The 24,252-nt window shown below is 53.3% G+C and carries 25 protein-coding genes; 14 read left to right on the top strand and 11 right to left on the bottom strand.

The window, feature by feature from the left end:
- Positions 1 to 190: 190 nt before the first annotated feature.
- The 5 genes from ACRZ9U_RS18420 (at position 191) to ACRZ9U_RS18400 (ending at position 3,629) form a co-directional block, all read left to right on the top strand.
- On the top strand, positions 191 to 574 hold the full coding sequence (locus tag ACRZ9U_RS18420; protein WP_170408450.1) for a nuclear transport factor 2 family protein: 384 nt from the start codon (positions 191 to 193) through the stop codon (positions 572 to 574).
- Between the two features lie 136 nt (positions 575 to 710).
- Positions 711 to 1,214, top strand: a complete 504-nt coding sequence (locus tag ACRZ9U_RS18415) for an aggregation factor core (RefSeq protein ID WP_170408449.1) — start codon at positions 711 to 713, stop codon at positions 1,212 to 1,214.
- Between the two features lie 25 nt (positions 1,215 to 1,239).
- Positions 1,240 to 1,680 carry a TspO/MBR family protein gene (locus ACRZ9U_RS18410; protein WP_480902617.1) on the top strand — a complete coding sequence of 147 codons (441 nt, stop codon included), beginning with the start codon at positions 1,240 to 1,242 and terminating at the stop codon, positions 1,678 to 1,680.
- Complete coding sequence (locus ACRZ9U_RS18405; protein ID WP_480902614.1) at positions 1,677 to 2,246, top strand: CIA30 family protein; 570 nt, start codon at positions 1,677 to 1,679, stop codon at positions 2,244 to 2,246. Before ACRZ9U_RS18410 ends, ACRZ9U_RS18405 begins: the two co-directional genes overlap by 4 nt.
- 210 nt (positions 2,247 to 2,456) lie before the next feature.
- Entirely contained in the window at positions 2,457 to 3,629 is a 1,173-nt protein-coding gene (locus tag ACRZ9U_RS18400) for an adenylate/guanylate cyclase domain-containing protein (protein WP_170395464.1), read from the top strand.
- Positions 3,630 to 3,980: 351 nt separating this feature from the next.
- On the opposite strand, the gene ACRZ9U_RS18395 is transcribed toward ACRZ9U_RS18400, so the two are convergent.
- Entirely contained in the window at positions 3,981 to 5,513 is a 1,533-nt protein-coding gene (locus ACRZ9U_RS18395; protein WP_170408446.1) for a phospholipase D family protein, read from the bottom strand.
- Positions 5,514 to 5,822: 309 nt separating this feature from the next.
- Here ACRZ9U_RS18395 and ACRZ9U_RS18390 point away from each other — a divergent pair, with 309 nt between their 5' ends.
- Entirely contained in the window at positions 5,823 to 6,617 is a 795-nt protein-coding gene (locus tag ACRZ9U_RS18390) for a hypothetical protein (RefSeq protein ID WP_480886228.1), read from the top strand.
- A gap of 37 nt (positions 6,618 to 6,654) precedes the next feature.
- On the opposite strand, the gene ACRZ9U_RS18385 is transcribed toward ACRZ9U_RS18390, so the two are convergent.
- The 5 genes from ACRZ9U_RS18385 to ACRZ9U_RS18365 form a co-directional block, all read right to left on the bottom strand.
- Entirely contained in the window at positions 6,655 to 7,104 is a 450-nt protein-coding gene (locus ACRZ9U_RS18385; RefSeq protein ID WP_170408445.1) for a MarR family transcriptional regulator, read from the bottom strand.
- Positions 7,094 to 8,194 (bottom strand): Acg family FMN-binding oxidoreductase, encoded by a 1,101-nt coding sequence (locus ACRZ9U_RS18380; RefSeq protein WP_170408444.1) that lies wholly within the window; start codon positions 8,192 to 8,194, stop codon positions 7,094 to 7,096. The genes ACRZ9U_RS18385 and ACRZ9U_RS18380 overlap by 11 nt, the downstream gene beginning before the upstream one ends.
- A gap of 215 nt (positions 8,195 to 8,409) precedes the next feature.
- Positions 8,410 to 9,087 carry a GntR family transcriptional regulator gene (locus ACRZ9U_RS18375; RefSeq protein WP_170408443.1) on the bottom strand — a complete coding sequence of 226 codons (678 nt, stop codon included), beginning with the start codon at positions 9,085 to 9,087 and terminating at the stop codon, positions 8,410 to 8,412.
- Complete coding sequence (locus ACRZ9U_RS18370; protein ID WP_170408442.1) at positions 9,084 to 10,115, bottom strand: Gfo/Idh/MocA family protein; 1,032 nt, start codon at positions 10,113 to 10,115, stop codon at positions 9,084 to 9,086. Before ACRZ9U_RS18370 ends, ACRZ9U_RS18375 begins: the two co-directional genes overlap by 4 nt.
- The gene (locus tag ACRZ9U_RS18365; protein WP_170408441.1) at positions 10,112 to 11,200 is read right to left on the bottom strand and encodes an isocitrate/isopropylmalate family dehydrogenase; all 1,089 of its coding nucleotides are present in this window, start codon (positions 11,198 to 11,200) and stop codon (positions 10,112 to 10,114) included. The genes ACRZ9U_RS18370 and ACRZ9U_RS18365 overlap by 4 nt, the downstream gene beginning before the upstream one ends.
- Before the next feature lie 135 nt (positions 11,201 to 11,335).
- Between ACRZ9U_RS18365 and ACRZ9U_RS18360 the strand changes: the two genes are divergently transcribed.
- The 8 genes from ACRZ9U_RS18360 to ACRZ9U_RS18325 all read left to right on the top strand — a co-directional run bounded on the left by ACRZ9U_RS18360 (position 11,336) and on the right by ACRZ9U_RS18325 (position 19,445).
- Entirely contained in the window at positions 11,336 to 12,343 is a 1,008-nt protein-coding gene (locus ACRZ9U_RS18360; RefSeq protein ID WP_170408440.1) for a tripartite tricarboxylate transporter substrate binding protein, read from the top strand.
- 56 nt (positions 12,344 to 12,399) lie between these two features.
- The gene (locus ACRZ9U_RS18355; RefSeq protein ID WP_480886236.1) at positions 12,400 to 13,149 is read left to right on the top strand and encodes a hypothetical protein; all 750 of its coding nucleotides are present in this window, start codon (positions 12,400 to 12,402) and stop codon (positions 13,147 to 13,149) included.
- 4 nt (positions 13,150 to 13,153) lie between these two features.
- Positions 13,154 to 14,665, top strand: coding sequence for a tripartite tricarboxylate transporter permease (locus ACRZ9U_RS18350; protein ID WP_170408439.1), 1,512 nt, complete (start codon positions 13,154 to 13,156; stop codon positions 14,663 to 14,665).
- A complete protein-coding gene (locus ACRZ9U_RS18345; protein ID WP_170408438.1) occupies positions 14,665 to 14,952 on the top strand; it encodes a putative quinol monooxygenase in 288 nt (95 codons plus the stop codon). The genes ACRZ9U_RS18350 and ACRZ9U_RS18345 overlap by 1 nt, the downstream gene beginning before the upstream one ends.
- A complete protein-coding gene (locus ACRZ9U_RS18340) occupies positions 14,949 to 15,749 on the top strand; it encodes an N-acyl homoserine lactonase family protein (protein ID WP_170408437.1) in 801 nt (266 codons plus the stop codon). Before ACRZ9U_RS18345 ends, ACRZ9U_RS18340 begins: the two co-directional genes overlap by 4 nt.
- Positions 15,743 to 17,020: a 3-oxo-tetronate kinase gene (otnK, locus tag ACRZ9U_RS18335; protein WP_170408436.1), complete on the top strand. Its 1,278-nt coding sequence runs from the start codon at positions 15,743 to 15,745 to the stop codon at positions 17,018 to 17,020. Before ACRZ9U_RS18340 ends, otnK begins: the two co-directional genes overlap by 7 nt.
- Positions 17,017 to 17,658 (top strand): 3-oxo-tetronate 4-phosphate decarboxylase, encoded by a 642-nt coding sequence (gene otnC / locus ACRZ9U_RS18330; protein ID WP_480902607.1) that lies wholly within the window; start codon positions 17,017 to 17,019, stop codon positions 17,656 to 17,658. Before otnK ends, otnC begins: the two co-directional genes overlap by 4 nt.
- A gap of 755 nt (positions 17,659 to 18,413) precedes the next feature.
- Positions 18,414 to 19,445: a GlxA family transcriptional regulator gene (locus ACRZ9U_RS18325; protein WP_170408434.1), complete on the top strand. Its 1,032-nt coding sequence runs from the start codon at positions 18,414 to 18,416 to the stop codon at positions 19,443 to 19,445.
- On the opposite strand, the gene ACRZ9U_RS18320 is transcribed toward ACRZ9U_RS18325, so the two are convergent.
- Genes ACRZ9U_RS18320 through ACRZ9U_RS18300 form a run of 5 tightly spaced genes read right to left on the bottom strand, consistent with a single transcriptional unit; the run spans position 19,423 to position 24,223 of the window.
- Positions 19,423 to 20,355 (bottom strand): 3-hydroxyacyl-CoA dehydrogenase NAD-binding domain-containing protein, encoded by a 933-nt coding sequence (locus ACRZ9U_RS18320; RefSeq protein ID WP_170408433.1) that lies wholly within the window; start codon positions 20,353 to 20,355, stop codon positions 19,423 to 19,425. The genes ACRZ9U_RS18325 and ACRZ9U_RS18320 overlap by 23 nt on opposite strands.
- Positions 20,355 to 21,095 carry an SDR family oxidoreductase gene (locus ACRZ9U_RS18315; RefSeq protein ID WP_170408432.1) on the bottom strand — a complete coding sequence of 247 codons (741 nt, stop codon included), beginning with the start codon at positions 21,093 to 21,095 and terminating at the stop codon, positions 20,355 to 20,357. Before ACRZ9U_RS18315 ends, ACRZ9U_RS18320 begins: the two co-directional genes overlap by 1 nt.
- Positions 21,095 to 22,513 (bottom strand): gamma-aminobutyraldehyde dehydrogenase, encoded by a 1,419-nt coding sequence (locus ACRZ9U_RS18310; protein ID WP_170408431.1) that lies wholly within the window; start codon positions 22,511 to 22,513, stop codon positions 21,095 to 21,097. Before ACRZ9U_RS18310 ends, ACRZ9U_RS18315 begins: the two co-directional genes overlap by 1 nt.
- Positions 22,514 to 22,523: 10 nt before the next feature.
- Complete coding sequence (gene kce / locus ACRZ9U_RS18305) at positions 22,524 to 23,456, bottom strand: 3,5-dioxohexanoate:acetyl-CoA acetone transferase (protein ID WP_170736767.1); 933 nt, start codon at positions 23,454 to 23,456, stop codon at positions 22,524 to 22,526.
- Positions 23,456 to 24,223 (bottom strand): SDR family NAD(P)-dependent oxidoreductase, encoded by a 768-nt coding sequence (locus ACRZ9U_RS18300; RefSeq protein WP_480902602.1) that lies wholly within the window; start codon positions 24,221 to 24,223, stop codon positions 23,456 to 23,458. The genes kce and ACRZ9U_RS18300 overlap by 1 nt, the downstream gene beginning before the upstream one ends.
- Positions 24,224 to 24,252: the final 29 nt, after the last annotated feature.

Raw genomic sequence — 24,252 nt, 5'->3', positions numbered from 1 at the left:
CTGATCCTGACGGAAATCATATACATATCGAATTCGAGGTGACCGATTAATTGGCAAACCCTCGAAACAATTGGAACGCAAATTGAAGCTCGTAAATTTTGTCTACCATTGATCGAGCTAATTATTTTACGTTTTCCAAACTTTGCGAGCCAACGGTTTTGGATGGAAAAACACCGATTTGGAGATCAGCATGTCGGACCTCGAAACAAACAAGAAAAACGTCATCGCTTTCTACGAAAGGATGTTCAACGCGTGTCGACCAGCAGATGCCATAGCGATCTATTTTGGTGATACCTATACGCAGCACAACCCGCATGTTGGCGACGGAAAGCAAGCCTTTGTTGAGTACTTCGAGCGCATGGCCGCCGAATACCCGGGAAAGCGTGTGGACATCAAACGTGCGTTTGCTGAAGGCGATCACGTTGTTCTGCATTGCCATCAAATCTGGCCCGATGGTCTCGAGTACGCAGGGATCGATATTTTTCGCCTGGATGCTGATGGCAAGGTTGTCGAACACTGGGACGTTCTTCAGGAAGTTCCAGCAAACAGCGAGAATAACAATGGTATGTTTTGACTTCGTCGTTCTGACAGCGGTGCATGGAATTTCGAAAGGGCCTGTCAGCTAAACCACCATAGTCAAAGGGCATAAGTCTGATCCAAGAGATCCGCCGAAGCGTATCTATCAAGAACCAATAAGGAAGGAGATAAATATGCTCCCGAAGAGTATTCTTGCGGCGACCCTTGGACTATTTGCGGCCACTTCGCTTCAAGCCGGAGTTCAAATTCGCTTCATAGAAGGCGCACCCAAAGACCGTTTTGTTCTGACAAATGTGGGAACGTGCGAAGTAGAAACCTCGACCGTTAAAATTGACTTGTCGCAATCTGCTGGACGTCTGATTTTCGACGTTACCGAAAAAGGCGCGGGTGTAGAGGTATTCCAACCGCTCGAATTCGTTGAGGGTGCGGATGCACTGCGTCAATTTCCTTCGGTCGTGGATGGGCAGAATACAATTGAACTTGAGATCGTTTCCCTCGCAGCCGGGGACAAATTAGCCTTTACCATCGATGTGGACGACACGATCGGGCAACGCGAAATCACCGTAACGGAGTCGGAGATCGAAGGCGCCACGGTGTCATATACCGACGCGGATGAGACCAGTACTGCGACCTTCTCTTCCGAAGCGCTTGTCAACGTGACGACCAAGGGCTGCTGAAAGCTATCCCACAATGTCGAATTGGATGGTCCGCATAGCATTTCTTGCGCCCGTGTTGGGAGGCGGCATCCTGATCGGGATATTGACCGCGCCTGGCGATTGGTATGCGCAGCTTTCTAAACCTGCTTTCAATCCACCAAATTGGATATTTGGCCCGGTCTGGACGGTGCTTTATGTCTTGATCGCCATGGCGGGTTCACGCCAGTTCGAAACAGACCGAAGCTCGACTGCCATGAAGCTGTGGTGGGCACAGATGGGTCTAAACTTTTCGTGGTCCCCAATCTTTTTCATACTGCAACTACCGTGGTTTGCGTTTGTTATAATTGCCGCGTTGCTGGCTGTCATCGTCATGTTCATCGCTCTGGTCAGGAGCTCGGATCAGGTTTCCGCACTAGCCTTCCTGCCGTACTTTGCATGGGTCGCATTTGCCACTGTCTTGAACCTTTCTATTGCAATACTGAAATGAGAAAAAACGATATGCGTGGAAACTTCGCTGGGCTTGTTTCAGGTCTTGTTATCATCGGATCTATAATGGCACAGGCTGATGAAAATCTTGCAGAAGACTTCTCCAAGTCTCCGGAGACGAGTTGGGACTACGTTGCCGACACCGTCATGGGAGGAGTTTCTTCAGGACAGGTGCAGTTTCGTTCGGAACGTGATGTTGCGTTCGCCCGGTTGACCGGAACCGTCAGCACAAAAAACAACGGCGGCTTTATCCAGTTCCGACGCAAGTTGTCTGATCGACCAGATGAGGGTGTATCGGGCGTCAGGCTGTTGGTACGGGGGAATGGCGAGCAATACTTCGTCCACCTCAGGACACGTGGCACGGTGCTTCCATGGCAATACTATCAGGCCGCGTTCGCAACTTCTGACAACTGGACCGAAGTCTGGTTACATCTCTCAGGCTTCAAGGCTTCAAGTGCCATGTTGCGCGCTATTCCCGTTGCTGACGAAATCACCTCAGTTGGAGTTGTAGCCTACGGGAGAGATCACGAGGCCCGCGTAGATGTCAGCGAGATTGGTTTCTATTGAAGGTTTCCCAAGAGAGGGCTGCAATCTTCAAATAGGTCTGTTTGGAACCGCGCGGGATCTAAATTTACAAACCATCTTCCCGATGGAATACATTCCTTTGATGCCCGAGCATCAATTTGGACAGGTCTGATCAGGCTGCTCAACAACAGCAACCGACATTGCCAATCCAATTGTCTTTGCTCATCGTTTCCAAGCGACTAAATTGGGTCCATGGAAGAAGTCACTCGACTGACCGAATGGATGATTACAGAAGGTCGTCGCTCCGGTGATCCTGTAAAGGTGGTGTCACAGTTTTGTTCCTCCTTGATCGAAGCCGGAGTGCCGCTATGGCGGGCAAACATTGGCCAGCGCTTTGCCAACCCATTGCTTATTGCCTGGGGGGTAGTTTGGACGCCTGAAGGCACCGACAGCTACGACGTCACGCATGAGACGATGTTGACAGATGGTTATGTCGGGAGTTCATTCGAGTATATTCTTGCGAACAGAAAGCCACTTCACAAAAGTCTTCGGCGACTGGACTTGGAAACAGAGCATTCATCCTATCTTGAATTTGCAGAGCAGGGCGGCACAGACTACTACGCTACTTTGCTCTATTACGGCGATGGATCGCTGCATGGATGTACGTTCGTTACTCAGGCAAAGGATGGATTCTCGCCCGAACATCTTAGGCTGATTGAAGCGGCCTTACCGGCCCTTTCTTCTGCCTTGGAACCTGTCACGATGCGAAAATCGTCTAAAGGTCTGCTTCGAACTTATTTAGGAGATGGACCTTCCGAGGCCGTCTGGAGCGGCAATATAAAGCGCGGAGAGCGAACAACTTTGGATGCCGTGGTGATGTTCTCTGATCTGCGAGGCTTTACAGCACTTTCCGAGACCTCTCCGGAAGAAGATATCTTCGACACGCTTAGCGACTATTTTGATCTGGTGGTTAAAGCCGTAGAGGACAACGGTGGAGACGTCCTCAAGTTCATGGGCGATGGCATCCTGTCGATCTTTACTATTGAAGCGCAAAAAGACCATGCCGACCGCTGCAGAATGGCGGCTCTTGCAGCGCAGAGTGTGCTGAGTGGTTTGAACGCTCTCAACACCAGACGAGACGGGTTTCAAAAACCGCCTTTGGATGTTGGTATTGGAATTAACGTCGGGCAGGTCAGCTATGGTAATATCGGCAGCCCCGGCAGGCTTGATTTCACAGTTCTGGGCGGGGCGGTGAACGTTGCAAGCCGAATTGAAGGTTTAACAAAATCAACTGGTCGGAGAGTGTTGGCGACGTCAGCCGTTGCAAGTGCTGCTCCGAACATGTTCGTTAGCTGTGGGGATCACGAAATACGTGGCCTTGCGCAGCCCATTGAGTTGTTCTTTCTCACTGAAGATGCACAATAGTCAGCTATAGTTATTCAAAACAATCTACCTTCGGCATCTTACGAAATTAGATGATCGCTAGAAATGAAACACAAAGCGCAAAAATCCACTAAGGCACGGCAAGCTGAACGTAACTGTTAGAGTAACCGGAAAACGGGACTTGCCCGTTGTCGTTCAGCTTCCCTGGAATGATGAACATGGCCATTGACTTTGGTAGCAGGCATTTTCCCGCCAGCAGTTGATAAAATGAATATCTAGTCTGAATTAAGAATTAGATATTGGGAAATATCTGCGACTGATGTCCTATTTCTTTTTTGCTGCCATCTTCGCAGGCGCCGGTGACGGCCAAGCGATCAAGTAGTTTGCAGAAACCTAAAGCTGGGACCCAATTGGTAAAATACTTAATAGCCCGGCAACTATGTGATCCCAGGCCGATCCTGTCGGCTCGAATTGGTACTCAAGAATGGTGCCATCATTGGCTCTTGTCGTCCATTTAAGCTGGCCAGCTTGCTCGAGCGTCACGTTATATGTGTATGCGGGTAGTGCGTCGTCCAAGGCTCCCATCGTCTGCGCAGTCAACGCTGGAGAGTCAATCAGAATTCCCATCTCGGTGTTGATGTTGACAGATCGCGGATCCCAGTTGAATGAACCCACGAACAAGTACTGGTCATCAATTGCAAATGCCTTGGAGTGCAGGCCTGACCTGGATTGAGCCCAGTTAATACCGCGGCGCTGGACTTGATAAGCGTCGGGTCGCAGCTCGTAGAGTTCTACTCCACCGCGTAGCAGTGCTCGGCGTTTCTTGGCGTAGTGTGCGTAAACGGGTGCGACGTCGTTAGATGCAAGTGAGTTGGTTACAACCTTTACGTCGACCCCACGGTTCTCGAGTTCGGTCAGCCATTTCACACCGTTGTTGCGCGGCACGAAGTAGGCGGACACGATGTTCACTTCACTGCTGGCATTCTCAAAGTACGGAAGCAATTGAGATGCAAGAACGGGACCTGAGTTTTCGAGGCCCGCGGCCTTTGAAGGCGGATCAGCATAAAGTTTCGCTGGCAGCCAATCCAGTAACAGGGCACCATCCGCGAAGTTCTCTTTTGCCGACTTTCTGAGCGCTGCGCCGTACTGCGTTTGCTTCGCTTCCTCGACGAGTTCATTCAACCTGCTGCGCGCATCGCTCAGGTCAAATTCTTCGGGTTCTCCGACAACCACGCGAGCCGGAACAGCGAATTCGCTGTTCCAGTAAGCGTCAAAGCTACGTGACACTTCGCGTACAACTGGGCCTGCGGCCAGCACATCCAGATCAGCATAGTTCATTTCTTCCCGCGCCAAAAAATACTCGGCACCGATGTTTCTCCCACCTACAATCGTGAACACGTTGTCTGCTGTCATGGACTTGTTGTGCATTCTGCGATTGATGCGTTTGAAATCAGTCAGACCCGCGATCAAAAGGCTCTGATCTCGCCAGAACGGGTTGAACAGCCTTATTTCAATGTTTTTGTGATTGTCCAACGCAGCGGTCATCGCGTCGTAGCCGGACGTATCCATATCATCCAACAACAGCCTAACACGAACACCCCGATCCGCCGCTTGCAAGAGACTGGCAGCGAACAGGTGACCGGTTGGGTCGTCGTGCAGAAGATAGTATTGCGCGTCTATCGTTCGCTCGGCCGCAGTGGCCAACAGCAGCCGTGATACGAGCGCTTCTTCTCCATCACTGATCAGCTTGATGCCTGACCGACCGTCTTTAGGATCCCCAAGGCGATTGGCCGCCTGACCCAGAGCCGTGCTGGAATTTGCCGGTAGCGCAGCTGATACCGTCTTTTCATACGTGCGGGTTTTCGGAGCGCAAGCGACAAGAAACAGCGCGCAATAAACACTAATCACGAACTTCCACAGCGCCATTGGCTTTCTCCAACCCTATGCCCTAGGTGACTACGCCCGAGCGCGCGATTGCAAGTTTGTTCTATGAAGCCTGAGGTTGTTTTGTTCGCTAGTGTTGATTTCGTAACTCTCACAAGCGCCATGTTGTTGGTTTGCGATTTCGACACACCCCTAGATCCAACGGACTATGGCAGAACCCAGATGCGTCGAACCACACCGCTCGTAACCAGTTTCCGTGTTATAAGTCTCTGATCAGGTAAAATGATGCTCTCTGATTTTGGAAGTTTAGGTGCTCTTAGCATTGACGTGTTACGATTCCGCCCCACAGTTTTGACGCAGATTTTCGGAGCATGCAGAGTGTTTGTGAGGACCACCGCCTTATTGATTTTTGCTGTGTCGACCCCGGCCACGGCATTGCAGCTTCGCGAAACAGGGCGTTATGAACTTAATCAGCCCGCAAGTCTTGACTACGATCCGACCTTTTGTGGGTTGTGGATTGCGAACGAGGGGCCCGAGGCAATTCTCGTTACATTGCAAGGTGATGAATTGCGCCGTATATCCAGCGATCTCTTTCGGATCAAAGCAATTGCTGTTGAAGGGGATCACTTGTTGCTGGGCGATGGTCTCGGCAGTCTTCAACGTGTCACCAAGGACGGATCACGCCTGGGAGCACCCTTCGAATTGGAAGGTGGTTTCGCGGATACGGAAGGAATTGCGATCAACGCCAAGGGACAGATCGTGACCGTAGAGGATGACCCCGAACGGTTGTCGTGGTTCACCTCAGAGGGTGCATTGACGGCGAGGTTGGATACCATGAAGCTCTCTCCTCCCTTGAGTGAGGCGCAGGGGATCGCGATTGATCCGCGTACCGGCCACATGTTGATTGTTGATGACTGGGAAGGGTCAAACAGCCTGTATGAGTTCACGGCAGATGGCCAACTTCTCGCCCAGCAAAGTTTGTTAGAATTCGGAACCGATCCAGAAGGCCTCGCCATTAGGCCGGGGTCCAATCAACTGTTCGTTGCATTCGACGGTGGCGCGAAGATTGTGACATTTGACTACACGCCCACTTTGCCTGAAGGATCGCCGCCGCTCCCGCCGGGCGCGGATTGCATGATGTTCTGAAAATTTGGTTGCTTGCTTCGGCTGGCGCAGGTTTCGGCTAGTCGCGCTCGCTGTCCAAAGTTTCGCGTATGAGCGTCAGATTAGGCAATGATTCATGGAACGGTTCAGGCCCGAGTTCGGACAAAACTGGAGCCAGGGATTCCGACATCCGCTCCATACAAGTTTTCAAAAACTCAGCGCCTTGCGGTGTAGGCCGAGCAATTTTCGAACGCTTGTCATTGGGGTTGGCTTCAAGAGTAATCAGGTCATGATTTTCAAGACTGGAGAGCATGTGCGTCATCGAAGTTTTAGGCACTTGAAACGCGTTCGAAAGTTGCTGTGGAGTTTCACCCTCGGGACGCCGTACCAGATGGCCCAAAATTCCGAATTGAGTCGCCGTCATTCTACCAGGCAAGAACGTTTCCAGCTTGGTCGAGATCAACTGATTGATGATCCCGACCTCGGTGAAGAATCGGTAAACTTCGGTGGTCTCATCTTCAGGCTTCATTCAGAATTCGTGTCTCCAGCGGCCAGCGGGGTGTGGCAATTGGTTCAGGTCCATACCCCAAACGCAGCAACATTTGCACCGTGTGGTCCGGTGACGCAAGAAGCTCATGCGCCAGAGCGTATTCATCGGCCATCTCAGGATATTCCTGAAGGGCCTGGCTGACAGGATGAACGCCTAGGCCCATTTCGGTTGTCTTCAGGTAGAAACGCATCAACTGACGTCCAGCATCAAGTTGATCGCTTCGCGTATTTGTGGCTGTCGCGAGGACTGCGTATTGCGGTGTCGCGTCTAGCATAGCGAAGTAGTCTTGCATGTGCGCCTGAGTGCCTGGGTGATCAACGTTCATCAGGGTCTCGTTGTCCAATAGGCCAGTAAGTCGCAGCGTTTCCAGCATGGGATCACGCAGTTCAATCCCGTCTGGGTTTGCGTTGATTTCTGCTTTGCCGATCCGCATCAGGTCGACGGATTCTCTAAGGGTCTGTGGAGTTCGCATTTCGATTTCAAAAGCGCGTTTTGTGAGGTCTCGAATACGGGCCACTAGATCCTCATCGGAAATCAGAGTGGCATAGTTTTCAAGGACCGATATTTCCGCCTCAGAGAGCCGCTGTTCAGTGTACGGTTCTTTATTTGAATGTCGGTTGAGGATTTGATCTGAGAGTGGATCGGATGCCCCGCCAGATACAAACATCGCTTCTGCGATAGGTCCGTCATTCCCACCTGGCAGTAACTCGACCTCTGTATCAAACCCCTGTGCACCTGCTGCTAGAACCATCGTCTCAACAAATGCACCGAGGCCAATATAGAGCTGGCGGTGGTAAGGATCGGTTTCAGGAAGCTCACGTTCAGGATCACGGTGGATGCGCACTTTGTCTTGCCCAACCAACTCGATCAGCCAAGGTTGCAAATTGTGCGGATTGGGGGCGAGAATTGCGTAGGACAAAGCAGCCTTGCGTGGGTCATCATACGGTTTTGGCGTCCACGGAGCTAAAGCTTCATGGGGCGTACGTGTCGTGAGAAACCCAGCCGCGCCCGTTGCCGCCAGTATTGTGCCTCCGCCTAGAATCTTGAGAAAACGTCTTCGGTTTGGCATCTTGACTCTCCAATAGTACGATATCGAACTAAATTAATACGAAATCGTACTATTTCAACCCCAATCGATGCAGTGATTGTTTGAGCGACTAGAAAAAAGAAAATCAGAGCAGCCGGAGGCAACTGCGGGTTGCCGTTATCGACAAGTATTCGGAGCGCCTTTAGTACCGGAAATAAGCAGTTACTTTAGTTGACTAACGACCGGATACGAGAAGATCAGAGGCTGTTGAGCCGATGCTTTTCGAGTATCTCGCAAAGCATAGCCTTGGCTTGCAGCCTGTGTTCTCGATGACGTTCACGGGCGACATCCGGACGACCTTCACTAATCGCTTGGAAAACAACCCGATGATCTTCATTGGATTTGACGGGCAGGGGTCTGATGAACAAGGTCGTTGCGCGCGCGCGGCGCACCTGGTCGCTCATCATGGCGACAATCGCTTCGACCCGTTTGTTGCCGCCCAACCGAACGAGCTCTTGATGAAATAACTCATCGGCCTCGGCCCAGGCTTCAAGATCTTCGGCTTCGATGGCTCGGTCCATCTTCGCAATTGATCCAGCAAGTACTGCCAGTTCATCTTCTGAATAACCCGCTTCGGCAGCGCGTTGTGCAGCGAGGCTCTCGAGCTCCGTCAGGATGTCGTAGATTTCACGCATATCGTCTGATGAAACCGGCAGTATCCGCACGCCTTTGCGGGGCCGCATCTCCAACAACCCCTTGCTTTCCAACATCAGCGCAGCTTCCCGTATCGGGGTGCGGGACATACCAAGGGTTTCGGCGAGTTCCGACTCCAGGTGGTCAGTTCCGGCTGCAAGTTCGCCGGACAGGATCATCTGCCGCAAATCCCTAACGGCGCGTTGCGTATTGGAAAGAGTTTTTGCGTCTTGACCCTTCACGGCGTCTCCAGGTTGATCTTTCGTCCCTCCGCAGCCGAAAGATAGATGCTCTCTTCGATGCGGATCACGTCCAAATAGTCTCGGGCCGTGTTTTCCAGCGGCGTGCCCTTTACAAGGCCTGAAACGACGTGACTTTGCAAGGCGTGGACGCAATCGCCGCCAAATCCATTATGATCGCTTGGAGGTAGAATTTGCTGCTGCGCCTGCTTTCCAAAAGCGCGGAGTTCAACTGAACCATCGCCGTTAAGAACCAATGATCCTGTTGTTCCTTCAATGAGAGCTTCACCCATAGTTTGACGCAGGTTTTTGGCGCTGTGGTCAAGACACCTGTTCCCATCGAACAGAGCTTTCAAACCATTGGGATGATCAAACAGGATATAGCCGGCGTCCTCACCCGCGATAATGGGGTTCACTTGGCGCAAGTCCGCATAAACTGCGCTGGGCGCATCGAACAAGAATCGGAATGTGTCTACCCAGTGAACTGCTGTTTCATGAACCAGGAAACGCGGCATGTCCTGAAAATACGGCTGCCGGTCAAGATAGGCGCGTGGTCCTTGTCCGTCGCCAGGCCGAAGCCGGAAAGTAGCTTGTAGAGGTGTACCAATTCGACCCTCGGTCATCGCCTCTTTGATCGCGCGATACCAAGGTTGAAAGCGAAAGTTCTCGTGTACAACAATAGTTGCTCCTACCGCTTCGGCCTCTGAAACAATTTTCTCAGCTTCATGCAACGACATGCAGAAAGGTTTTTGGCAGATCAACCACTTTATTCCAGAGTGCAGCGCCGTTCGGATGGCATCGGCCTGCGCCACAGGCGGGAGGATGATGTCAACGAGATCTGGTTTTTCCGCCTCCAGCATTTTTGACAGATCATCGTAAGCGGCCAGTCCTGTTTCTTTCGCCTTTTTGATGTCACGGTTGCAGGATGCAATCGGAACCGCTCCGGGCATTCGAGACCAGCTTTCGTAGTGGAACTTGCTGAAATACCCCGCACCTACGCACGCGACCGTGATGGCTTGTTGAGTATTCATGCCAGCAATGCTTCCAATACCGATGAGGCTGCGTCCTGCGTTCCGGCTGTGCCACCTAGGTCACGCGTCAGGTTTTGACCGCTCTCAGTCACCTTTTCCACGGCTTCCCGTAAACGTTCGCCATCTTTGGACAGTTCTGGATGATTATGGGTCAACCCTAACCATTCAAGCATCATTGCTGCAGACAGGATCATCGCGAAAGGATTGGCAATGTCTTGTCCCGCAATGTCCGGAGCAGAGCCGTGACAGGGTTGGAACACGGCGTGGTTCAACCCGATATCTGCTGAAGGAGCCAATCCAAGACCGCCCATAAGGCCGGCGCCAAGGTCAGAAAGGATGTCGCCGAACATGTTTTCAGTCACCAAAACATCGAATTCCCAAGGCTTCTGCACCATCCAAAGCGCAGTGGCATCAACATAAGCATGGTCTGCCTGCAATTCGGGATGGTTTGCAGCTTCTGCATCAAACATCGATCTGAAGAACGCAAAGGCGCGGAATACATTGGCTTTGTCGACACATGTAACTCGACCCCGACCGCGCCCAGTTCTTTTGCGGTTCTGGGCGAGTTCAAACGCAAACCGGAACAGTTTTTCGGACACCTCACGAGTGATCAGCAGAGTTTCACGTGCTTCGTGTTCGGTAACTTCTCCAGCGCCTTGGGTGAAGAACAGTCCTTCTGTGCTTTCGCGTATCAAGACAAAGTCGATCTCTTTTCCGGGAGGCAGCGCTAAGGGGGTCATTTGTCCGCTGCTAACCTTTACCGGACGCACGCCGGCAAAAAGGCCGAGCTGCTTCCGCAGGTCGATCTGTGGTGAAATCTCGGTTCCATCAGGGTAGCGAACATCCGGCAAACCCATTGCAGATAGCAGAATCGCATCTGCCTTGCGTGCAGTTTCAAGTGAACCAGTCGGAAACGATTCTCCAGTTTTGGCGTAGTGGCCTGCGCCTGCTGGAGCGTCTGTAAACGCTAGGTCGTAGCTGGGATTGTTGCCGGAGAGCTGCCGCAGGATTTCAAGCGTAGGGGCCATAATTTCCGGGCCGATCCCGTCCCCGTGGAACACCGCGACATCGTAGTTCTTTTTCATCTTGGCCCGCTTCCTTCCAGTTTCGCATTCATAGCGCGATAGCAGCTTTCGCTACAGTCCGTTGACAATGCATTCTTTAATGTATACGCAAATAAATGCAATAATAAACGCAAAGATGTTTGGGAGGACTTGGAAATGAAACTGAAGTTAGGGCAGTTGGCGGCTGCAGCCGTGATTGCAACCGGGATTTCAGGGGCTGCTACCGCGCAGGATTACCCTTACCGTGATATCACCACAGCTGTGGTCTGGGGGGCCGGTGGCGGCACGGACACGATCAACCGAATGATCATGGCCGAAATGGAAAAACACCTTCCAGTCTCGATCAATGTGATTAACCAAACCGGTGGGGTCGCAGGCTCCAACGGCATGGTCTACGTCATGAACCAACCAGACGATGGCTATACACTGGTTGGTCTGTCTGAATCGAACGTCACCGCTGCTGTGCAGGGCGGTTGGGACAAGAAATTTGACTTTTGGTATCCGTTTATTGTTGGCGGATCACCCGATCTGATCTCGGTTCCGGCGGACAGCCCTTACAATACTCTGGAAGAACTGGTCGACGCTGCCAAAGCCGCTCCTGGCACTATTCCCGCTGCCGCGTCCGGCGCGGGTTCGATCCACCACTTGAATCTTCTCGCCATCGAGAAAGGGTCCGGTGCAGAGTTCAAGTTTGTTCCATACAAAGGCTCAGCGCCCGGGCAGGAAGCGGCGATAGCAGGTGAGGTTGCGTTGGTTGTGACTTCGCTGGCTGAACAAGCTCCTTTGATCGAAGGCGGACAGTTGAAGCCACTTGCGATGTTGACACCGGAAGATGCGCAGATTGCCGGAGCTACAGTGCCATCTGCCTTTAGCATCTATGACGGTCTCGACAAGTATCTGCCGCTAAAACAAGCCATCGGATTTGCCGTTCACAGCTCGGCTGGAGATGATGTGAAGGCGGCCCTCGGCGATGCGTTCGAGCAGGCGATTGCATCCGATACCGTCGCTGAATGGGCTGAGGCAAACAATTATGATGTCGGTGGTCAACACGGCGAAGAAGCTCAAGAATTATTTGCGAACCTTGAGGCTACTTTTGCCTATACCTTGCAAGATTTGGGCGCTGCCACGGTCGATCCAGCCTCGCTGGGTATCGAGAAGCCCTAATCCGATCAATTTTGGAAGGGCGCGTTTGATCGCGCCCTTTCCTCTAGGAGGCAGGCATGGACAAAATCGACGAAACACTGGTCATGCGGACCCGCGATTTCTGGGCTGCTATTGTTCTAATAACAGTGTCCGTCTTTTTCCTTTGGAAAACGTTGGACATCCCACTTTGGGGTGAAAACCGCGCAGGTGTAAGTGGGTCGGACTGGTACAACTCGGCTGCAATTGTACCGTTGTTCATCTTCGGTGGATTGCTTGTGTTGTCCTTCGTCTTGTTGGCTACTTCGATCCGCTCAGGTGGAGCCCAGAACGCGCTCACGGCTTTGGGGATCGGATGGGATAAGTGGGAAGCCTATCGAGCATCAACAATAGGCCTGATCCTTCTTGCATACGTCGTCGGACTGGTTCCCAGAGTGGACTTCATATTGTGCTCGGGGTTACTGATTACTGCTTTGACTTACGGCTACTACGGCGGTCACGCGCGGCGTGCTTTGGTAGCCTGTATCGCAGTTGTCTCTGCCGGACTTTTTGCGTTCGCCGTGTTTCCCGCGCAGGCGGAATGGAATGCACACGGTGATGATTGGTTTACACTGGCCCTATGGGTCTCGCTATCATTTGTGGTGTTGATCAAATCGGCTTCCGAACGCGTTTTGCGGTTTGTGCCAGTCGTCGCAATACTGGCCCCGCTGATCCTCGTCTGCGCGATGGCCTTTATTTTCCGACAGAACGTGCCCGCGCGCGGGGGGCTGATCTTCAAGCAAATCGAATACCACTACTACGTGACGCTTCGTCCGTTATGGAAAGACTGACCGGATGGACTTTATCCTTTCGCAACTGGCTGGGTTTGGGACCGCATTCGTTGGTCTGGCAGTGGACCCGCTGACCTATCTGTATTTGATTGCTTCCGTGTTCCTAGGCATCACGTTCGGCGCGTTGCCCGGCCTGACCGCAACGCTGGCAGTGACGATCCTGACGGGATTTTTCGGCAACAAGATCCCATTGGACTATTCGCTTATCGCTTTGCTCGGGGCCTATGTCGGCGCGATTTACGGCGGCTCTTACCCGTCTATTCTGCTGAACATACCTGGCACAGCAGCCAGCGCGGCGACGGCCATGGATGGCTACCCTCTGGCCAAAGCAGGTCGAGGGGGCGAAGCACTTGGTCTGACCACAACGGCCAGCTTTATCGGTACGGTTATCGGGACGATCACGCTTTTGATTTTTGTCTGGGCACTGCTTTTGGTTTCGAAGAACATCGCGAGTCCGGAAAAAGCACTCTTGGCTTTGTTTGGCATCCTTCTATCTGGCACACTTATGAGCGAGGATCTGGTGATCAAGGGATGGATCGCCGGTCTGATCGGGCTTGCAATGTCTATGGTAGGGCTCGATCCGCTTCTGTCTGAGCCGCGCTATACTTTCGGCTGGTCTTACTTATTGAGCGGGTTTCAGGTTGTGCCCGTTTTGATGGGGGCTTTTGCGATACCTCAAATCATCGACGGTCTAAGGCATGTTGAAGCCGGGAAAGTTCTGGCACTGAAGGGCCGTATTCTTCCAAACCTTCGCTCTATTCGACGCTACCTGCCGACCATAGGCCGTTCAGGGGTAATTGGGACCGGGGTGGGAGCGCTTCCTGGCGTGGGCGAAGATGTCGCCGGTTGGGTCAGCTACGGTGTCGGCAAGACCGTATCTGCCGAGGGCGACAAGTTCGGAAAAGGTTCATTGGAAGGTCTGCTATGCTCTGAAACAGCAAACAACGCCTGCATTGGGGGCGCGCTAATCCCGCTTTTGGTTTTGGGCATTCCCGGTTCGCCACCCGCCGCGGCTTTGATGGGGGCTTTCAAGATCAACAACGTGATCCCGGGCCCCACGATAGACCCCGAGATCATTCTGCGCGTAGTCGCAATCCTAGTGCTGGCATCCCTGACTATGTTCTTGATGGGCCTGTTCACTGCTCGGGTCTTTATCAAAATACTCGCCATACCGCAGACCATCTTCTTGCCGGTTGTGATGGTTCTGACAACAATCGGGTCCTTCAGCGTCGGTGGTGGCATCAATGATCTCTACCTGATGCTTGGTGTCGGCGCCGTCGCCTATTTTATGAACCTGATGAAGTACCCAATCGCTCCATTGGTCATTGGGGTTATACTGGGAAGCCTGTTTGACGAAACTTTCCGCCGATCGCTGTTCTTGTCGGACGGGGATCTTTCTGTCTTCTTTTCGCGACCCGGTGCGGCCATTCTACTTGTGCTCAACGTTGGTCTGATCCTCAGCCAACTGCCCATGGCAAAGCGCGCTTTCTTACGTTTGAAAGGACTTTCCGTCTGATGTTTGTGGTTACCGTCACCTTCACTCTCAAGCCCGGTACGAGAGAGACCTTTTTGCCGCTAATGGTCGAAAACGCTTCAACCTCTTTGCGTGAAGAACCCGGATGCCAGCAGTTTGACGTTTGCCTCGGCGACGATCCCGAGACAGTTTTTCTCTATGAGGTTTATGATGACAGCGTGGCGTTCTCCGCCCACCTAGAAAGCGCGCATTTCCAGTCCTTCGATACGGCTGTGGCTGATATGATCGCCACCAAGACTGTTCAACAGTATTCCGAGGTCATCCGATGAACGATTGGGAAATTCACGCCGTGAAATACGCGGATCGCAATGCCCGCACTCGACGCGACAGCTTCATATTGGATGACAATCACGATGCACCTCACGCGATGGACTATTTCGTTTGGGTGCTCAAGCGTGGCAACAAAGTTATACTGGTCGATACCGGATACGACAGCGACGAGGCAGCCGCCCGTGGACGTCCCATTGTGATGGACCCACGCGAGGCTTTGCGCCCATTGGACATCATGCCCGAAGCGGTGACCGAGGTTATCGTGACCCATCTCCATTATGACCACGCTGGGGGGCTGCATATGTTCCCAAATGCGAAGTTGCACATGCAATCGGCGGAAATGGCCTTCGCTACAGGTCCCTGCATGTGCCACGACCACTTACGCGCGCCTTTCTCGGCGGGCCATATCTGCGAGGTCGTAAAGCGCCTCTATTCAGGCAAGGTCGTGTTCTACGACGGAGAGGCCGAGATAGCAGATGGGGTGACCGTACACTGTATCGGCGGGCATTCGCGGGGGTTGCAATGTGTTCGTGTAAGAACAGCAGCCGGGTGGATGGTTCTGGCCTCGGATGCCTCGCATTACTACGAGAATTTCATGGCGCGAAAAGCTTTTCCCATCGTCGTCGACCTGCAGGACATGATGGATGGTTTCGAGACACTCGAGAAGTTAGTCTCGCATCCTCGACTTATCGTGCCCGGCCATGATCCACTTGTGCGCGAGATTTTTCCCATCGGAGCAGCACCGCACATCCATAGGCTGGATCCTGGGCCGACGAAGGACATTAGAATATGCTAATCGGCGTCATAGCGGACGATTTCACTGGTGCGAGCGACATTGCGAACACCTTGGCAAAGGGCGTCGAGCCGGAAGGTGGATTAAGAACCGCGCAGTTTCCAGGTATTCCGGATACCCCGGCCGACAAAGAGATCGAAGCGGGTGTCGTCTCACTCAAGAGCCGCACTGCACCTGTCGAAGAAGCTGTTGCGGACAGCCTGCGAGCCCTGCGATGGCTTAAAGATCAAGGATGCCGCCAGTTCATCTTCAAGTATTGCTCGACTTTTGATTCCACTAGGCTGGGAAATATCGGCCCGGTTGCGGAAGCGTTGGCCAACGAACTGGGCGCGCAAAAGGTGGTTTTCTGTCCAGCCTTTCCGACAACGGGGCGCACCATCTATCACGGCCATCTATTTGTGTTCGGCAAGCTGTTGAACGAGTCCGGGATGGAAAATCACCCTCTTACTCCGATGACGGATGCCGACATCAAGCGTTGGTTGCAATATCAGACCCAAGAAGCGGTTGGGTTGGTTTCAATTGACGCCGTGACGCAAGGACCAGAGGCGATTGCTACTGCTTTGCGGAACGTCGACGAACGCTTTGTGATCGGTGATGCGATTTCGGACGAGGATTTGCTGGCCTGGGGCGAGGCTCTGAAGGATGCCCAGCTCATTACTGGGGGATCTGGGATAGCGCTGGGGCTACCCAAGAACTTCGTCAGAAAAGCTTCGTCCAAAAGAGGTGGCAGTGTATTCACAGGTATCGCTGGGCCCGCCGCTATCCTTGCAGGGTCTTGCTCAGGTGCGACCCGTGGTCAGATCGATGTTCATGCGAAATCCCATCCGACCTTCGCCATTGACGTTCCGGGTGTTATGTCCGGGGATGTGACTATGCAAACGCTTCTGGATTTCTTTGAAACGCATTTAGGTCAGGCACCGCTAGCGTATTCATCGGGAAGCCCGGAGGATGTGCGGGCGATCCAAGACCAATTCGGTCGGGAAGCGGTTGCAGAAAAACTGGATAGTCTCTTTGCAGTTACCGCCCGAGAACTTGTCCAAAAGGGCTACAAGCGATTGGTGGTGGCAGGGGGGGAGACGTCGGGAGCTGTCGCAAAGGCTGTTTCTGAGGCACTGGGATCACCGGCCATGTCACTAGGGCCAGAGATCGACCCGGGCGTACCAGTCTTGAGCGTTGGAAAAACTGAACCCATTGCGCTGGCTCTAAAGTCTGGAAACTTCGGCGCTCCGGACTTTTTCGCTAGGGCGCTCAAAATGATGGAGGCAGGCAAATGAGTTCTGAAGAACAGGTACTGCGACAACAGATGTCCGAGCTGTGCGCCTCGCTGTTTGCGCGTGGATTCTCCGTCGGCACTGCTGGAAACGTCTCTGCACGTCTGCACGACGGCATCCTCATGACACCAACCATTTCCACCTTGGGCGATATCGACCCCGAGCGCATCGCTAAGATTGATTTGGATGGCAACCACGTCTCCGGTGACAAGCCGACCAAGGAGGTCTTTCTGCACCAAGCCTTCTATGAGACGCGGCCAGAAGCTGGCGCCGTGGTCCATCTGCATTCGACCTGGGCCACTGCACTGTCGTGTCTGGAAGACACCGATCCAGACGACTGTATTCCACCGCTTACGCCATATGTGGTTATGCGTGTCGGCACGGTCAAAATGGTTCCATACGTCAAGCCGGGCGACCCGACGTCCGGTGATTTGATCCGTGAACTGGACGGCAATTATAGTGCTGTTCTGCTGGCCAATCACGGACCCGTCGTATCGGGAAAGGACCTCTTCTCAGCGATCTGTGCGGCAGAAGAGTTAGAAGAAACAGCCAAGCTGCTCGTGACACTGCGCGGCCTGCCAACCCGCCTACTGGATGCAGAACAAGTCGCAGAACTCAAAGAGACTTTCGGAAGGATTTGATCTGGCACCAAAATGGTGCGTGTGCAAACTATCGGGCAAATCGTGCAAAGTTATCCGGTGACTTACCTCAGCAGATCTCAAGCGATACAACCCAGCAAACGATTGGCGGAGAACGAGTTTTTTATAAGGCCACGTTCACCACTATAGACGGTACTGATAACTATGTCCTCTACCCTTTAGAGGTATCGACGACAGCGGGTGACTATTATGGCGGGGCAAGTAGCTGGTTCTTTTCGACGACCGGGCCTTGCTGGAAGGCGTTCCGCTTGCATTAGCCAGCATAAGCACAAACAATCCGAACAAGATGAATTACGTATGCTTTGTCGATGGAACAGCAATCGAAACAGCCACAAGTAGCGTAATTGTTGAAGGCCTCTCAGGCGGTGATGAGATGATCCAGGCGGATGGGAGACCAGTTAAGATTTGATGGGTTGGCGCTCATCATGTGAGCCTTGCAGAATGCCTTGCAAATCAGAAGCTTTGGCCTGTGAAAGATTGATATGAATGCGCTTGGACGCGGAATCCCGAATTGTGATCTCTTTGTCTCGCAACAACACTAAGTTTCTAGCGGCCAAAACGGACTTTCGCCGCGGTAGAACGAATGTCCGTTTTTGGATTTCAGAAACTTAATGAGCGCTGATCTCCCCCGGTATTTCCCCCTTGTTTATGCTGTGTTTGCCTTAGTAATTGGACTTTTTTGAACCAGTGATAAGTTCATTATTGACAATTTTGGACGCCATTTTACAGAATCGGCCATGATCCATCCAATTGATCGCACGCTAGATATCGTTGTCCTGGTGAGTCCGCATTTCAATGTTTCGGCGACTACGTCTTTCGTGGATCCTTTCAGAATAGCCAATTACCTGACAGGTTCGGCTCGATTTTCTTGGACCTATGTCTCGGACCTCGGTGGACCAGTTGAGTCTAGTAGCGGCCTAGTCGTTGACACTGCCCCATTGGCGGCCGTGACGGGGCGCAAGCCCTGGTTGGTTCTGGTGAGTACAAGTTGGTCACCTGAACGTCACGGAACATCTCAGTTTAAGGTGGCCCTTCAGAAGTGGGAGGCGTGCGGAGCAATCGTTGGCGGCTTGGATACTGGTGCGATTGTTCTTGCGGCTGCTGGACTGCTTAAAGGCAAGACAGCGACGGTTCACTATGAACACATCGATGCCTTTGCTGAAATGGCCCATGATACCACAGTGTCAGAGAACATGATTGTTATGGATGGAAAGATGTTCACTTGTTGCGGGGGTTCCGCAGCGACCGATCTGGGTTTGCGGTTTGTGCACTCTGTCGATGGTGAGAGTATCGCCAATGCATCTGCGCGATATCTTTTTCATCACAATGTACGCGGTGAGGGCCAATCACAGAACCCCAAAGACGTGGAGCCACTGGGGTATGTCACCTCTGGGGTGGTAAGGGACGCGATCGACTTGATGGAGGCACATTTGGAAGCCACTTTGTCGATCCCTGAAATATCAGCGAGGTTGAAGATTTCGCAACGACAACTTAGCAGATTGTTTCAGCAATATGTCCAGAAGTCGCCGATCGAGTACTACCGTGACATACGCCTTGATCGCGCGCGTGGACTAGTAACCCAAACAGAGTTGAAATTCAGCGAGATTGCAGAAGCATCAGGATTTAACGGGCAAGTTCATTTCAGCCGGGCATATCGAAGCCGTTTTGGCCTCACACCAACTGCAGACCGTATTGAAGGCCGCACGCCATTCGAGTTCCGCGCTTGGCCAATGTTCAAGCCTGATATTAAGTCCGAAGGTGTTGGGTAGCTTTTTGCATCGCCGTAAGCATCTTGTCGCGTTGCGCTGATAACTCTTCGGTACTTTGCCCCTGAGTTTGATCGTTAATACCATCGACCAGTTTATTGATGACATCCTCATCAAGACGAGGGTTGCCCAGGTCATCCCACCAGCCATTGAATGTATCCTTGAAATGGTCACAGAAGGCCCGCAGACCGCCGTCGCCTGCACCCAGGTGGAAAAGCGTCGTCGGACCCATCGCGGCCCACCGCAATCCGGGGCCGGCCCACATCGCTTTATCGATGTCTTCGACACTGGCAACGCCTTCAATCGCCATATGGACGGCCTCGCGCCATACTGCAGCTTGTAAGCGGTTTGCGACGTGTCCGGGCATGCCCTTCTTGATCCGGATCGTGACTTTGCCCAGGTCTTCGTAGAACGTCTCTGTTCGGTTCAGAACATCTGAACCGGTGGCGTCGTTCGCTGTCAACTCGACCAGCGGAATGAGATGTGGCGGGTTGAACGGATGACCTAAGATGAGCTTACTCGGATCGCGCCAACCCTGTTGAAGAGCCTCGAGTGTTAGGCCGGATGTTGAGCTTGAAACTATTGCATCAGCGCTCAACTCTGGCTCAACTTCCGCATAGGTGGAATGTTTGATCGGCAACCGCTCGGGCACATTCTCCTGAATGAACTGCGCGTTTCGCACGGCCTCAGCTGCGGTCGGTGCAAAGGTGATCGCATCTCGGGTGGCGTGGCCAACTTGGCCCAATTCTTCCAACGCAGGCCACGCCTTTTCAATGTATTTACGGACGGATGCCTCAGCGTTCGGATCGGGATCAAATACGGTCACACTGCGACCCGACGCGAGGAACAGCGCTGCCCAGCTTGCCCCGATGACACCGGCTCCGAGAATGGCGGTTCTTTCGATTTCCGACATCAGAACAGTCCCGGATTCAGGGGGGATGCCGCAGTCATACCACCGTCTACAGTGAACAGTTGGCCAGTCGCAAAAGACGACTCGTCAGAAGCTAGCCAAACAGCCATCCCAGCAATGTCTGCGGGCTTACCAAAGCGTTTGACCGCATGGCGTGCCAGCGCGTCTGATCTAGCCTTTTCCGGGTCATGGGCGAGTTCGAATGCTGCGTCCAGCATGCCCGTCTCAATCCATCCCGGGCAGATTGCATTGCAGCGCACCGCAGGTCCATGGTCCACCGCGATAGAGCGTGTAAGCCCATGCACAAAGGCTTTTGAAGCATTGTAGAGCGCCATCGATGGGTCAGCGGCATTGCCCGAGATAGAACCAATGTTGATGATCGAACCACCCTGAGACATTTTCGGAATAAAGGCGCGGCAACAGTTAAAAACGCCTCGTGCGTTTACTCCCATCACCAAATCCCAATCCGCGTCTGTGCTTTCGGTCACTGTTTTTTCGACCTGAACGCCGGCGTTGTTTACCAGGATATCTACCAGGCCGATTGTTCGGGCAGTACGTGCAACCGCTTCGGGATTGGATACATCCAGCGTGTACCAGGTTACTTGATCAGGTAGATCATCTGGTTGAGGGCCGCGCCCGCAGGTGGCGATAGCCGCACCTTCGGCTGCGAAGGCCTCAACGATGCCGCGACCAATGCCCTGTTTGCCGCCTGTAACAAAGGCGCGTTTCCCAGCTAACCGCATCAGTGTGCCACCATAACGTGACGGACTGCGGTGTAAGCATCCAGCGCATAGACCGACATATCACTGCCCGTGCCTGAGCCCTTCATCGCGGCCCAAGGCATCTCGGGGGTCGCAACCCCATGCGTGTTTACCCAGGTGAATCCATAGCGCAACTTGGACGTCATTTGCATTGCTCTCCCAACATCTCGTGTCCAAACCGATGAGGCCAACCCGTAGGGTCCGTTGTTGGCGGTCTTCAACGCATCTTCTGCCTCAGAAAACCGAGAGACAGTTACAACGGGTCCAAAAACCTCATTGCAGGCAATCTCTGCAGTGTTGTCGACATTGGCGATGACTGTCGGCTGGTAGAAAAAGCCGTCTTCTTCGCCAGAGGCCCCACCGGAAACGATTTCAGAGCTGCTGCGTGCGCGATCAACAAAACCCGCTACACGATCCCGCTGAGCCGCAGAGACAAGCGGGCCCATTTCCGTTCCTTCAGCTTTCGGTGCACCGATTTGGATCTGGCCAACCTGACCGGCAATCGCGGCCACAAGTTTGTCGTAAACACTGTCTGCAACCATCACGCGGCAAGGCTGTGCGCAATCCTGACCGGCATTGAAGTAGCTGCCATATCGGATCGTCTCGGCCACAGCATCGAGATCAGCATCATCAAAGACAATGACTGGCGCCTTGCCGCCCAATTCCAGATGAACGTGTTTAATTTTCTGGGAAGCAGCTCGCATTGCAGCCATGCCTGTCGCCGGAGAACCCGTAACACTGATCCCTTCCATCTGTGGGCTGTTCATCAGGGCATTCCCCACGCCGGGCCCGCGACCATGGATCACGTTAAGCACGCCTTTTGGCAGAACATCTTGTAACAGTTCTGCAAGTCGCAGAGTAGATAGCGGCGTGATCTCGGACGGTTTCAACACCACCGAACATCCTGCCGCAATTGGTGCAGCAATCTTCCAGGACGCCATCATCAGCGGGTAGTTCCAAGGGGCGATGGCGGCGACAGGGCCAATGGGGTCGCGCCGGATCATCGACGTATGACCCGCGACATACTCTCCAGAGGCAGACCCCATCATGGTGCGCGCAGCCCCGGCGAAAAAGTGAAAGACATCAATCGTCAGCGGCATTTCATCATCATGAGCCGATGGCCAGGGTTTTCCCACATCTAGGCTCTCAAGTTCTGCCAACTCCTGGCTGTTCGCCTCGATAACATCAGCTATCTGAAGCAAGATTGTAGCGCGTTCTGCAGGGGTCGTAACCGAAAAGGTCTCAAATGCCTCTGCTGAGCCGCGCACCGCCGCCTCGATCTGTGCATCGCTGGCTTCTTTTACAGCACCGACTACCTCGCCTGTTGCAGGGTTCAGGACGTCCAAGGCCTCTCCGATCCCTTCAACCAATTCGCCATTGATCAACATCTTCGTCTGCATATGCATCTCCTTAGAAGCCAACCTGATCGCCGCCTTTTAGTGCGAGCCGCATGCGGGCTTCTGCTGGCGACGCGACCGTAAGGCCAAGGTTTTCAACGATTGATCGGATGCGCGTGACCTGTTCCGCGTTAGATTTTGCCAACTCACCCTTGCCCATGAACAGGCTGTCTTCGAGACCGACGCGCAGGTTACCGCCCCGCATGGCGCTTTGGGTCGCAAATGGCATTTGGTGACGACCAGCGGCAAGGACCGACCATTCGTAATTCTCTGCTCCGAACAGCTTATCGGCTGTGTTGTGCATGTGAGTCAGATGGTCCGCATCTGCGCCAACGCCACCCAAGATGCCAAATACCATCTGAATGAAAAATGGCGGTTTGATCAGGCCCTGATCCACGAACCATTTGACGTTGTAGAGATGTCCAAGATCATAGCATTCGAACTCGAACTTGGTGCCGTGATCTCCACCAAGTTTTTCGATGGCGTAACGAATTGTTTTGAAAGTGTTGGGAAAGATAAAGTCTTCCGTCATCTCCAAAAATGGCCGTTCCCAGTCGTGCTGAAACTCGGTGTATTTCTGCAGCATCGGAAAGATACCAAAGTTCATGGATCCCATGTTGAGCGATGCCATCTCTGGGCTGGTAGATGTCGCCGCCAGCAGCCGCTCATCCATCGACATCCCCAAGCCGCCGCCGGTCGAGACATTCATCACAACATCGGTGGACTGCTTGATTACGGGTAGAAATTGCTTGAACAGCTCAGGTCGGGGATCGGGTTTTCCTGTCTCCGGGTGCCGTGCGTGCAGGTGAACGATTGATGCCCCTGCCTGGGCCGCCTCAATACTGGCCGTCGCAATCTCGGCCGGTGTAATCGGCAGATGCGGTGACATTGACGGCGTATGGATGCCTCCAGTCGGCGCGCAAGTGATAATGACTGGCTTGGGCATCAGAGCTTCATCTGCTGCACTTGTGCAGACAGCCCCCCGTCCAGAACCCACAACTGGCCAGAGGCATAGCGCGCCTCGTCCGAGGCAAGCCAGTTGACCAAATTTGCAATATCCTCGGGCGTCCCGTAGGTGCGCATCGGATGAACATCACGCACGGCCTTTTGCAGCGTTTCAATGTTGCCACCTCCTCCGCCGGATCCATCGCCGTTGAAGAAGCTCTGCAGCATTGGAGTGTCGATATAGCCAGGGCAGATGGCATTCACCCGGATACCTTCTGGGCCATGATCGCAAGCCATTGCGCGGGTCAAAGCGTGAACTGCACCCTTGGTCGCGCAATAGGCCGCAAGCCCTGGATCTGCGATGAACCCGTCGTAGGAGCCAAAATTGATAAGGCTTGCGCTATTCCCTGTCTTCGCCGCTTCGCGCATCAATGGGATGGCGTATTTCGAGATCAGGAACGTGCCCGTGGAATTAACCGCAAAGCTTTGATTCCATTCCTCCAACGTGGTCTCTTCAACCGTTTTTTCGATCTCGATCCCCGCCGCGTTCACTAGGATGTCCAACTTTCCGTGTGCGGCGCGCACATGATCCATCGCCGCAACCGAGTCTGCTTCTTGAGTCACATCCAGCTTAACAAAATGACTGCCATCATCGTCGTGCTGATCTAACGACCCTTCCGGCGTGAGGTCAGCGGCAAATACCGTTGCGCCCTCTCTTAGAAACCGAGCGACAATCGCGCGCCCGATCCCACCGCGAGCACCAGTCACGAGAGCAACTTTTCCGTTCAGCATCATTG

The sequence above is a fragment of the Ruegeria sp. D7 genome, assembly GCF_056534355.1.
The sequence above is the reverse complement of the archived record's forward strand: the minus strand, read 5'-3'. Positions and strand labels throughout refer to the sequence as shown.